At 34.4% G+C, this 12376-nt stretch carries 14 protein-coding genes; 4 read left to right on the forward strand and 10 right to left on the reverse strand.

Going from position 1 to position 12376, the window contains the following annotated elements:
* Window positions 1-99: 99 nt before the first annotated feature.
* From purF to DM84_RS01625, 3 genes are all read right to left on the reverse strand, one after another.
* Complete coding sequence (gene purF / locus DM84_RS01615; protein ID WP_250777954.1) at window positions 100-1488, reverse strand: amidophosphoribosyltransferase; 1389 nt, start codon at window positions 1486-1488, stop codon at window positions 100-102.
* 175 nt (window positions 1489-1663) lie between these two features.
* Window positions 1664-2350 carry a TerC family protein gene (locus DM84_RS01620; protein WP_250777955.1) on the reverse strand — a complete coding sequence of 229 codons (687 nt, stop codon included), beginning with the start codon at window positions 2348-2350 and terminating at the stop codon, window positions 1664-1666.
* A gap of 148 nt (window positions 2351-2498) precedes the next feature.
* Complete coding sequence (locus DM84_RS01625; RefSeq protein WP_250777956.1) at window positions 2499-3263, reverse strand: ankyrin repeat domain-containing protein; 765 nt, start codon at window positions 3261-3263, stop codon at window positions 2499-2501.
* A gap of 182 nt (window positions 3264-3445) precedes the next feature.
* On the opposite strand from DM84_RS01625, the gene DM84_RS01630 reads away from it, so the two are divergent.
* Window positions 3446-3970, forward strand: coding sequence for a Na+/H+ antiporter subunit E (locus tag DM84_RS01630; RefSeq protein WP_250777957.1), 525 nt, complete (start codon window positions 3446-3448; stop codon window positions 3968-3970).
* Here the strand turns inward: DM84_RS01630 and DM84_RS01635 are convergent.
* A complete protein-coding gene (locus DM84_RS01635) occupies window positions 3963-4379 on the reverse strand; it encodes a hypothetical protein (protein WP_250777958.1) in 417 nt (138 codons plus the stop codon). The genes DM84_RS01630 and DM84_RS01635 overlap by 8 nt on opposite strands.
* 274 nt (window positions 4380-4653) lie before the next feature.
* On the opposite strand from DM84_RS01635, the gene purN reads away from it, so the two are divergent.
* Window positions 4654-5220, forward strand: a complete 567-nt coding sequence (purN, locus tag DM84_RS01640) for a phosphoribosylglycinamide formyltransferase (protein ID WP_250777959.1) — start codon at window positions 4654-4656, stop codon at window positions 5218-5220.
* On the opposite strand, the gene DM84_RS01645 is transcribed toward purN, so the two are convergent.
* The 5 genes from DM84_RS01645 to ribF form a co-directional block, all read right to left on the reverse strand.
* A complete protein-coding gene (locus DM84_RS01645; protein WP_250777961.1) occupies window positions 5217-6089 on the reverse strand; it encodes a DUF2207 domain-containing protein in 873 nt (290 codons plus the stop codon). The genes purN and DM84_RS01645 overlap by 4 nt on opposite strands.
* Before the next feature lie 73 nt (window positions 6090-6162).
* The gene (locus DM84_RS01650) at window positions 6163-7482 is read right to left on the reverse strand and encodes a M16 family metallopeptidase (RefSeq protein ID WP_250777963.1); all 1320 of its coding nucleotides are present in this window, start codon (window positions 7480-7482) and stop codon (window positions 6163-6165) included.
* Window positions 7469-8809, reverse strand: a complete 1341-nt coding sequence (locus DM84_RS01655) for a M16 family metallopeptidase (RefSeq protein WP_250777965.1) — start codon at window positions 8807-8809, stop codon at window positions 7469-7471. The genes DM84_RS01650 and DM84_RS01655 overlap by 14 nt, the downstream gene beginning before the upstream one ends.
* Window positions 8810-8840: 31 nt before the next feature.
* On the reverse strand, window positions 8841-9317 hold the full coding sequence (lspA, locus tag DM84_RS01660; RefSeq protein WP_250777967.1) for a signal peptidase II: 477 nt from the start codon (window positions 9315-9317) through the stop codon (window positions 8841-8843).
* The gene (gene ribF / locus DM84_RS01665; RefSeq protein WP_250777969.1) at window positions 9314-10246 is read right to left on the reverse strand and encodes a riboflavin biosynthesis protein RibF; all 933 of its coding nucleotides are present in this window, start codon (window positions 10244-10246) and stop codon (window positions 9314-9316) included. The genes lspA and ribF overlap by 4 nt, the downstream gene beginning before the upstream one ends.
* A gap of 66 nt (window positions 10247-10312) precedes the next feature.
* Between ribF and DM84_RS01670 the strand changes: the two genes are divergently transcribed.
* Window positions 10313-10681, forward strand: a complete 369-nt coding sequence (locus DM84_RS01670) for a glutaredoxin (RefSeq protein ID WP_250777970.1) — start codon at window positions 10313-10315, stop codon at window positions 10679-10681.
* Window positions 10682-10797: 116 nt separating this feature from the next.
* Window positions 10798-11670: a hypothetical protein gene (locus tag DM84_RS01675; RefSeq protein ID WP_250777971.1), complete on the forward strand. Its 873-nt coding sequence runs from the start codon at window positions 10798-10800 to the stop codon at window positions 11668-11670.
* Between the two features lie 48 nt (window positions 11671-11718).
* Here DM84_RS01675 and DM84_RS01680 read toward each other — a convergent pair whose 3' ends face one another.
* A complete protein-coding gene (locus DM84_RS01680) occupies window positions 11719-12228 on the reverse strand; it encodes a DNA-3-methyladenine glycosylase (protein ID WP_250777972.1) in 510 nt (169 codons plus the stop codon).
* Between the last annotated feature and the right edge of the window lie 148 nt (window positions 12229-12376).

Below are 12376 nucleotides of genomic sequence, written 5' to 3' on the forward strand. Positions count from 1 at the left end.
TTTATTACTAAAGTAGTATCCTGGATCCCAGTGTCAGCTACTTGGATGACAAGAAGATGGCGCTGGGATGACAGGAGGATGTCATACAAGTAGTTGGTATTAACATTCACCAATTGGATAATCACCAGTGAAACAAGCATCGCAGTATTGCGGTGCTATGTTATTGCGTTTCTCTTCCTTAACAGCCTGATATAGCCCATCAATACTTAGGAAGGTCAAACTATTCACCCCTATACTTGCCTTTATTTCCTTTATAGATTGATTTGCAGCAATTAAATCTTTGCGCTCTGGTGTGTCAATTCCATAAAAGCAAGAGTACTTAATTGGTGGACTCGAAATTTTTAAGTGAATTTCTCTTACTTCTGCATCTTTTAACATAACTATTATGCTTCTGAGTGTACTGCCACGTACTATACTGTCATCTATTAAAACTATGTTTTTACCCTTTAGAATGTGCTTATTAGCGTTGAATTTTAACTTTATTCTGACTTTACGCACTCCAGCAGTTGGTTGTATAAAAGTTCTTCCTATATAATGATTACGAATTATTCCCAGCTCCATAGGTAACCCTGAATGCTTTGCATATCCAATGGCTGCAGGTATTCCAGAATCAGGTATTGGTACAATCATATCCACATTGTTTTTTGGTGGACTCTCCTCTGCGAGCGTTTTCCCTATTTCTTTTCTCATATCGTATATAGACCTACCTTCCATTATGCTATCTGGTCTTGAGAAATATACATATTCAAAAATACAAAAGCTCGACTTTTGCTGCGCAAAAGGAAATGCTGAAGTTAGGTGGCCATTACGATCAATAGTGACTAATTCACCTGGTTCTATTTCTCTAATAAATTCTGCATTTACTATATCAAAAGCACAAGTCTCAGATGCAAGCATGTAAGAGCCGTTTAACTTTCCTAAAACAAGGGGTCTGATTCCTGCTGGATCACGCACTCCAATAACCATCTCTTGGTTGATTGCAACAAAGGAATAAGCGCCTTGTATCTGCTTTAATGAACATATAAAACTCTCTAAAAAGTTATTCTTTGTATTAGTTTCTACCAAACGTACTACCACTTCTGTATCGATATCCGATTGAAAAACGCACCCCTGTTTAATTAATTGCTCGCGTATCGGAGAAATATTAATTAAATTACCATTATGTGCTATAGCAAAATCCCCAAACTTGCTGCCTTTGCCAAGCATGGGCTGCGCTCCAACTTTACTGCCACTTGTTGAGTATCGAACGTGGCCTATTGCATAATCTCCAGGCAAGGATTTCTTTATTGCATCTACGTCATCAAACACACTGCTCACTTGACCTTGAAAATGATAAGAGTGCAACTTACCGTTATAACCTGTCACTACACCAAAAGACTCCTGGCCCCTATGCTGTAAAGCATGAAGACCTAGTATGGAGTTAAAAGCAGCGTTTTTATTGTAGCTTATACCAAATACTCCGCACTCTTCGTGCATTCTATCAAGCATAAAAACTATTTAGTAAAGTTTAATTCTACTTTAGTATAGGCAAAGCACAAGCATTTTATTTACTAGATTTAAGAAGGGCTATAAAACGCAAAAATTTCCTATACTTTCCTTCTCTTGTACAGTTCCAGGTATGATAAAGTATGAGAAAAAATCACATTCTGGGACTGTACAACTGCTACGTTTTCTTTATTTTGCTTATAGCTTCCACAAGCAATGCGAATATCAATGAAGAATATAAGTATTCTTTCGGTAATTCTATATGAAGTCCTTCAAGTATTAGATATGTACCAACAAATAAAATAAATAGAATGGCGATTGTTTTTAAGCTAGGGCTAGATTTAATTAACTGAGCGGTATGACTTGATAAAAATATCATCGCTAGTATGGAAAACGTATATGCCACAGCAATTATTATCATGTTGTGAGTTAATGCTATAGCGGTCAATAAAGAATCGACCGAAAAAATTAAGTCTATTAATATGATTTGCAGTACAACTGAAAACAATTGCGATTTGATATCTACTTTTTTTTCGGTTTGCTTGCATAAGAAAATGTTATTCCATAGCTCTATAGAGCTTTTAACAATGAGAAATAATCCTCCCGCTATCATAAGTAGATCTTTTACTGAGATGTCAAGCGATATAGCGTGAAATATAGGTTTTTGCATTGACAATATATGCGATGTAAAAAACAGTGTCACAAAACGCATCAGTAGCGCTAGTCCAAGACATATAAGGCGTACCCTTTCTTTCAGCGTAGTTGGTACCTTATCTATCGCTAGAGAAATAAAGATTAAATTGTCTACGTTAAGTATAGTTTCAAGTAGTGTAAGTATCAGTAAAGTCCACGCTTCAGCTAACATTTTCGTTCCCGTTCTAGCTTCTTTACTTTACAATAGATATGTAAAAATTAAGTGACTTCGCTTATGCAGAGCGTAGCTTTTTATCAAGGTGAGGAATGATGACCTTTTTGAAGGATGAAGAGAGTGTTATAGCAACGGAATGACGAAATTAGGCAGATACTTTTGGCATATTCCCAGATGCAACCTGTTCTGCATCCTTATCTATCCCCACTTCAGTTTTAGACTTTGACATCATATATATGCCAGCACCAACAACAGTACTTGCTATAAGCGCAGATCCTGCAACTAGTCCAATCATTGTTGGTATAGGTAAAGTAGTAGCAAATGTGAGTGCAGCAGCAACTACCGCTGCAATTATAGAACCTACTATAATACCTTTTACAATTGCATTTTTTATAAGTTGTTTTTTTTCTGCTTGCTCGAGGAGTTGTATATCACTACGATCTGCTTCTTTTTCCAATAGAGTTTTTACTATACTCATATAGCCGTTTTTGTAGGCAATAAGCAAAGGAGTCCATCCACCATTAGATTTTGCATTAATATTTGCTTTATTTTTAATCAAAATATCTACTATATCTATGTGGTTATTGAGAACAGCAAAATGCAAAGGAGTCCACCCACAAGGTGCTTCATTAACGTTTGCTTTCCTCTCAATTACAGTATTCATTACATTTAAATAGTTATTTGCAACAGCAATATTCAGCAATGTGTTTTGTGTTGTAACTCCATAGTTATTGGTAATAAGTTCAGCAAAAGGGCAATTAACATGAAAATCCTTTTTTTCCCATTTTTCGTATGTTTCTTTATCTTCTTCTTGTAGCTTAGTTTTTATTTGCTCGATTATATTATCCGCACTCAAATGCGGAAGAGCGTTTACTTCTTTAAGTATTTCTGCAAGCTTTCCTTGTTTCATAATTTTCTCCTGTCTAGTTCAATTATTGCATATTTTAACAAAAAAGTCAAGAATTTAATACCCCCTATCTTTCAACTTGACAGAGTTTACTGAACATTTCCTCAGGGCACAGGATATAAATTTATAGGGGTAGGACCATTATTATCTTTCCTAAAAAAATCACTTGAGCTATACTGCAGATCATGAATCTTAGGCAAAAAATCAAATTTTTTTCTCTGTCTTTTATAATACTGTTTTTTCTATGGACTGTATTGTCTGGTTATTTTGAGCCGTTTTTTGTTTTTTGTGGGGTATTTTCCTCTATATTCACGTTGTTTATCTTTAAACGATTGATAGATGCTGAAAGTACCTTCAGTCAAATCCTAAATGGTACGAGTAGATTGTCATTTTGTAAGTTGCTGGTAAGTTATATACCGTGGTTGATATACCAAGTCATTCTATCGAGTATTTATGTAACAAAAAAAGTGCTACAGGCTGAGCTTAAACTTGAACCAATCACCGTCCTAAAGAAGTGTAAAGGGCATAACGACAAAAGTATCACATTGTTTGCAAATTCAGTTACAATCACTCCTGGCACTTTAACTATCAATGTTGTAAAAAAACGGCAAACTTACCTGTCTACCATATATTTGATAGATAAAAGTCTTGAAAGCGGCGTTTCTGAAATGGAGAATAGAGTCTTGGAAACGCTGCGTTCAATCAGGTAATTGCCTTAAATAAGTTAACAGCATCCTTATACTCTCTTACTAGGCTCTCAAGCATTTCTTTTGGAAGGCTATTGCCAACAACAGAGCATAAGTAATTGTACAAATCTTCCAACCTCGATATGTTGTTTTTTTTCTTACTGTTGAATTTGTGTGGAAAAATATCTTCCATAATTTCAATAGCAGCCGCCTTATTTAAAAATACATTTTCACTTGTCACACTTACTCTTGCCAGGATGGTGTTGATTTCAGGTTCATCACTCGCATAAAAATCTGACAGCCGAGCCATTTTAATCACATATAGATTTACTATTTTTGACAGGCAATTATCAGCATATTCACAATTTTTTATTACCTCCCACTGAGTAACCTGAGATTTACTTATTTTTGCGTTGTGTGGTAATTTGCTCATTAAATTTTCTCCGTTTAATCCAGTGAATAGATTATACTAATACTTTGTTAAATAAATAATAACGCGATTACAAAAATGCATGCCTATATTAGCATTCCGCCCAGATGCTTCAACATCAGAGCTAATTTTAGCTGAATGCTGTCCAGCGAAACCTAAAATTAGAAGGTTCACTTATAACGGAAAAAGCTGTACGCACCCTTTTCACTATAAAATAGGTTTTCCTTTTGAGCTATTTTGTTAATATTAAATTTCACACTAAACTAACTGTGCTACAATGAAAAAAATAAAGCTCGGAATACTCATCTCAGGCAGAGGGTCAAACATGCAGTCATTGATAAAAGCATGTCAAGATCGCAGTTTTCCTGCAGAAGTTGTGTGCATTATCACAGATAATGGTGAGGCTGCTGGCCTGAAAATAGCAAAGCAAGCAGGAATCTCAGCATTTGTTGTTGAAAGTAAACCACTTGATGCTAATAAAATTCACGAAATACTCGTTCAACATAAGGTTGATTTGGTTTGCCTTGCAGGGTTTATGAGAATTCTCAAAGCTGACTTTCTGAATAAATGGCACGACAAGGTTATAAATATTCATCCCTCTTTACTTCCATCTTTTAAGGGTCTCAATGCTCAAGAGCAAGCTCTGAAAGCAGGTGTAAAAATTACAGGCTGTACCGTACATTACGTCACTCCTGAGGTTGATGCTGGAGCTATAATCGCTCAAGCTGCTGTACCAGTGTTACCAAACGATAACATTCAAAGCCTTTCAGAACGTATTCTAGCTGAGGAACATAAGTGCTACGTGGAAGCAGTGAGATTAATAGCAGCTAAGATAGCAAACTAGAGAGACCGTGGAGTATTGCTTCCTTTTTCTCTTTCTTCAATCATATTTTTACCTAAAGAAAGGTGTGTTGGAGCTTCAGGATTGGAGCTTTTTCGTTTAATGTGTTCTTCTTTTCTCATTTTAGTAGTTTTGTTACTTTTATCAGCTATATCACTATCTGTTGATTTTCGATTACATTCTTTCAGCATTTCCTCTAAATGCTGAACCTCTTTCCGCCTTTCTTTATTTTCTGCATTAGCATGCAATTTTGCTAGTACTACCGTTTCAGGTAGAGTTTTTGCCATAATCCTATAAAGACGTGATGAGTTTATTTCTTTTTTCATCTCTTTGTACAGCTCTTTCTGTTCCTCTTTTGAAAATTGTGAAAGATGATTTTTAAAGTCTTTAACTTGACGGTAAACGGAGTTAGTTATGTTACCAACCATCACTACACAACCCAGTGTAACGAGAGGCGCAGTAGCAAAAAGAGCTACGGGATTGCTAAATAAAGCAATGGAAACTGCAGCACTAGTTAAAAATAATATATCACACAGAATGTTTAGACAGATGCCTTGAATTCTATGATTATCTTTTCTTTTTGCTTCTAATGTCTTCTCGTAGTTAAACTTTTCATATAGACTCTTTTCTCTAAAATAGTTAAAAAAAGAGTATAAACTTGACATCAGGGACGTTGAGCTAAAAAAAACACCTGCGCCAATGTTACCGAGCATTATACCTACCATGCCTATTTGTTGACTTGTGATATAGATCAACTTGACAGTCATTAACATGCCTGTGTTGATAGCAGAAAATATTGTTATCAAAGGATTTAACAAAGTAATCGGAGTTCTTTTATTCCTTTCCGTAGTACCTTTCGTATTGTTTTTCACCTAAACGTTGAAATTAGCTACATACTTAAAATTGTGAAGAAATATAATTAAAAATTTATTTATATTATAGTGATTATTTACTTTGGACATTTCTACCAACTTCAACAAAAAATAAATTTTCAGGATCTAGCAAAGAACTTGCCAATTTGTTTATTTCCTCTAACTTAACGTCATTAATGATATTCGCATAATTATTTATACGATTAACATCACGATCATTTATCTGCGTATCATCTAGCAGTATTGCTGTATTTGTATTATTGGATAGTAAAAAGGTAAGGTTATTTACTAAACTGGTTTTTGTATCCTTGAACAATTGCTCATCAATTCCTTCCTTTTTTACCCTACTCAAAGTATCTTTCACTGCTGATATAGCTTTGCTAGCAGTAGAGCTATCAGTACTCATAAGTCCAGCTACAGTACTTCCATGTTTTTTGGGAACAACACTTGCACTAATACCATAAGTAATACCCAGATTTTGTCTCAATTCTTTCATTAGTATTGAGTTTAGCCCCATACCACCAAGCGCATTAATTAAAACACTAGCGTTATAATAGTTGGGGTCTTCATATGCTATACCTTTTTGAGCAAAAAGTATCACAATCTGCGGTATATCCATAAAAATGTTCTTACTTTCTGCAGGGCCAAAATCATTTTTTACAGGTATTTTTTTAACTTTTGATCTTTTTGATGGTAATTTAGATAAATATTTATCCAGTAGCGTACTAATTTCTTCTTTTGTTGTGCAACCAACAACACTAATAACCATGTTGTCTTTAGCAAAATTGCGCTTTATGTATGTTAAAACATCATCTCTAGTGACGCTCATTACAGCACCAAGAGTTCCATATCCACTTTGTGAGTAAGGATGTTTTTTAAACAACAACGTCTCTAGTTCTTTTCTAGCAACAAAATAAGGATTTTTTTCAAGATTATTAAAAGTAACTTTTGCTTTTTCGAAAACTCTATTCAATCCTTTAGAGTCAACTTTAGGACGCACTATAGCATCGCTCAGTAGTGAAATTGCATCCTCTAAATTCTCAGACAAAGTATTTAATGAAATTCTAAATGCTTCTAAATCGGCAATAAAATCTAAACTAATCCCTTTATCTTCAAGCTTTTTTGCAAAATCTTTGGCATCATTTTTTCCTGCCCCTTCTTGAACTACAAGAGAAGTAACCCAGGTAAGCCCCTGTTTTTCCGCGTTCTCATACGCGTAGCCTGCATCCTTGAACGATATATTCAGTGAAACTTTTGGCAAATCGCAATTTTCAACAAACAAAAACTTAAGTCCTTTACGGGTAGTAACCTCCTCTATATTTAGGTTACCACTTGCTTGTAAATTAAAGCCTAGACAGAAAAAAAGTATAAATACAAGTTTACTTATCTTCATTATTATCTCTTTTTGGTAGCAAACGACCAACTAATTTGTTAGTAGAAAAGATGGTGCGAATTTTGTTGTTTACATTCTCTAAATTAACATCATTGATTTTACTATATGAAATATCTATCTCATCAAGTGGCATACCAAGTGCTAAGCGCGGTATATAAAACATTGCTATACTAGTTAAATCAGATAGCTTATCAAACTGTGCTGCTTTGTATTTAGACTTTGCACTTTGCAACTCCTCATTCGTTACTCCTTCAAAGATAAAGTTATTAATAGCATTATCTAGCTCTCTTTCAATAACGTTCAACTTCATTCCGCTTTTTGGAGTTACTTCAATATCAATGTAGCTATCACTAAAGGCTAAACTGTTATAATAAGCAGATACTGATACTGCCACATCTTTATTTAAAACCAAATCTTTATATAGTTTACTAGATTTGCCACCTCCTAATACTTCAACTGCTAAATTAACAGCGAAGGTTTCATCCATGCTTTTGAATAAAGGAACACGATAACGAAAATACAAAACTGGTTCTTTTACTTCAGTGCTTTCTAAAGTTACCGATAGATCTGCATTATGTGCTGGATCCTGATTTGGGTAATGCCTAATTGTAGGCTTAGCTTTAATTTCCCCATATTTTTCTCCTGCTAGTTCCACTACTTCATCGAACTCCACATCACCAACAATCAGCAATATTGAATTACCTGGATGATAATAGTTGTCATGAAATCTTGTTATATCATCCTGACTGTAAGTTTTAATATCACTCTCCCAACCAATAACAGACCTACCATAGCCAGTACGATAAAATGCACTATTCATTTCTTCCCATAATAAATTGTTAGGATTATTATCAAACCTCATCTTCCTTTCCTCTAGCACGATGTTTTTTTCTCTATCTATTTTATCTTGAGTAACATTAAAATTGCCCATTCTATCTGCTTCAACTTCCATTGCTAGTGGTAAGTCGTCCTTAAGGACTAATTCGTAGTAACAGGTATATTCTCTAGTGGTAAATGCGTTAAATTGCGCTCCAATGCTACTCATAGTGGATTCTATGTCTTTAAACTTTCCTGTAGTTTCAAACATTAAGTGTTCAAAGTAGTGAGCCAATCCTGCTTTGCCGATTGGATCATCCATTCCCCCAACTTTATATATTACTGCATGAAAAACAGCTGGTATTCGGTGGTTAGGTACAACATAGATATCTAGCCCATTACTGAGTTTAGTGTGCCTTACACTGTGTTCTATATTTGCAGCTTTCAGAGAGATTGGATGAGTGCAAAACAATAAAGGTAATATAAAAAGGCCAAGAATTTTGTAAAGCATTGTTCTAACCTATGAATTCAAAACAACAATTTTATTCTTCATTTTGTTTAGCAATGAATCTATCATATATGTACCACTTATACAGCAATATAAACATCCCACAAGCTATATATATATCTGCTAGATTGAAAGCTGGCCAGTACCAACTGCCAATATGAAAATATATGAAATCATACACAGCTCCCCAGTAGATCCTGTCAACTACGTTACCGATTGCCCCACCAATCATCAGAGAAAAACCAAAACAAGTTAATTTATCGCTAGATTTGTATATCAAGTATGCGAGTATGCTAACTATTAGTGTTGAAAATGTTGAAAAAAAGAGATCGCTATATGGTAAAGTGCTAAACATTCCAAAACTAATTCCCGAATTCCATACTTCAACTAGTTTTATAAAGCTAGCAACTTCGATTGACTCTCCTTCATCAATTAATGAGTTTATGTACAATTTGCTCATCTGATCAGTTAATATCATAATTAGTATAACAATTAAGCATAGTTTTTTCATAAATTTGTCCTCAACTGATAAGCTTCAAGTATATCATAATTTATCTGTTTTGTTAATTCGTCAACATTATGGAATCTTTTTTCCGACCTGATAAATTTTAAAAGTTGTATATTAACCTTATAGTCGTACACATTTTTATTAAAATCGAATATATGCATTTCTACTATGGGTTTTTTCAAGTCCTTAAACGTAGGCCTCATACCAATATTGACTACTCCGTATAGCCAATTTGAATTATTGTCAGAAAATGCCGCCTTAGCGTAATATGTACCAAACTTGGGTTTTATCATACAGTCTTCTATCGGAATGTTTATAGTTGGAAATCCTATTTCTCTACCTCTACATGCACCTTTTGTTACAATACCAGAGACTTGATAAGGTCTGCCGAACAATTTATTAGCAATCTCTGTTTCGCCCTTCTGTAAATACTCTCTGATTGAAGAAGAAGAACAAACTTCCCCATCGATTATCAATGGTTCTAATTCAGTTAAAGAATATCCATACGTTTCAGAATGTTCCCTTAGGGTCGATGTATTACCCAGTCGTTTGTGACCAAAAGTACAACTTTCTCCAATGACTATGTGTTTAGCGCTATATCTACCTATCAAGACCTTACTAATGAAGTCATTGCAGCTAATTTGAGAAAAGCCTTCATTGAAATTGATAATATATAAGTAATCTATGCCATATCTGCTAATCAGTTCCTTTTTTCGTTCTTGATTTATCAATCTAAAGTTGTTTCTGCCAAATAAGATTGTTGATGGATGGGGCTCAAAAGTTAAAATTGCAGAAGGTAATCCCCTTTCTTGCGCTATTTTCTTTAGAGTAGAAATTGCAAGTTCATGCCCTAAATGAACGCCATCGAAGTTTCCGAAAGTTAATACTACGTTATTCCCTACCCCCTGCTCGTAATCATAAATAATTTTCATACAATTTGATATCTTTACATGTTTCTTATATAATAACCATATTTTGGTAAGCTACGGAGATAAATTGTGAAAAATACTAAAGGAAAAGTTGTAATATACGTAAAGCAATACTGTCCGTTCTGTAAGAGAGCAAAGGAGTTGCTGGATAAAAAAGGTGTGGAATATGAAGAAATCGATGTGCTTAAAAGCCCGGATTTGTTTAATGACGTAAAGTCAAAATATAACATTAGAACAGTTCCGCAAATTTTTATTACTGATGAAAATGGCAATTATATACATCATATTGCTGGATGTGACAAATTGATGGACCTTGAAAGAGAAGGGAAGTTAGATGATATATTAAGTAGCAATTATGATAAAACTGATGTAACAACTTACCCAAGCAGCAATGATGAATATGAAGAATGTGTAGTATCATATGATGATTTTATGTGATTTTCCTTACTTTTACCGTCATGTGATGCACGAATGAAGGGCTAGTATGCTCATTTTAAACAAATTTTAATAGACTAAAAATACAATTTATTTAGTTAGTTTTTTAGTGAGCAAAAATGACACAAAATATTTCAATTGTTAGCAAGGACTTAATTAGTATCGAACTAATTGACAAACAAGATTTAGAAAATTTCATCAAAATTTTTACAGTACTTGATAAGCACATAGCAGCAAAAACACTTTTTACAGAGGAGGTGAGAATAGAGTATAAACAACATGACGGCATAGAGGTTGTTAATTTACTGAAGAGTTCAGGCTTTACATATCATGATGTTGAAAATGTATTACATCACTTGAGTAAACATGGGATGAAGGTGCCAAGCAACGTCATAGCACACACTCTCTTTTCTGCATACAATAATGTACTTGAATCTAAGGATATAGCGTTTTCCCTTTTTGAGGGCTCTCCACAGTATAACATTAGAGTAAATAAGAACATCTTCATAATAACTCCTATGAGTGAAAAGGATTTGGAGCTAAGTTCTCAAAATAGCAGAATGTTCATAGAGTTGCTAAAAAGTGAGAAAAGCATTTATAATTGCATAGCAAAAGAAAACACTATTAATGTTGTAGTACATTCTGAGATGCATCAGGCTATAAATTCGGTTATAAAATCACTAATAAAATCTAGCCTTTTAGCACAAGAGGAAGAAGCAAAACTTAAAGAGAAATTGAGACAACTTGCTTTTAAGGATCAAGCTTTTGTTGAGTACTCCAGCATCAAAACCATTAATAGATATCCACACAATCATCCTTTGAGAAAGTATGAAAACATTACTAAGGGTATAGAAAATATTCTATGTGATTTTATAGCAAATGAGAATAGTGAATTTGCTATAGAGCAACTAAATAGGCTTAACTCAAAAGTTTCTCCAGATACTCCAAGAATCATTACTAAGACTATAGATAAACTTGTTAAGTTCCACTAAAGTATTTTGCATGTTATTCTCGTGCTGCGCACGGGAATAACATCAAAGTTAGAAAACCTTGAATCGCCAAAATTTCTCTTTACCTTTATTAATTCCGATTCTTGGGGTGCAAATATAATCTGGTTTGAGGTAAGATTCGTAAACACAAAATTCGTGGCTTATAGTGAGGTCTTGTTTGTTGTGTTCTTTGGTAATACTCAACCTTTTGCACAATATTCCTGGTCCACCTAGATTTGCTTCAAGCGGTTCAGTGAGCTTCAATCCCCTTATCAATACTGCTGCTGGGAACCCTTCTGCTTCTGTTACGATGTTTAAACAGTAATACATTCCATATATAAAGTATACGTACGAAAACCCCGGCATACCAAACATTACCGAGGTTCGATCAGTATAGCCTCGTGCTGCATGACAAGCCGGGTCATCCATTCCTATATAGGCTTCAACTTCAGTTATTATTCCGCTAAAGTTAGAAAATTTGAGGACTTTTCCCAATAACTCTCCAGCTACAGTTAAGGTTGGCCGCTCGTAGAAATTTCTTGGTAGTATTGTGTTGTTCATCATAGAAGTATAAGCTACTTACATTTGCAAGCAACTTATACTGATCCACTACACAGAAAGCTGGTAGACAACAGTAGAGAAAAGCTACCCAATAGAAACAAAAAAACTGCTTGACAACCTTCGCCGTTACCCCTATTATAGTAGTGAA

Source organism: Wolbachia pipientis, assembly GCF_023661085.1.
Lineage (GTDB): Bacteria > Pseudomonadota > Alphaproteobacteria > Rickettsiales > Anaplasmataceae > Wolbachia.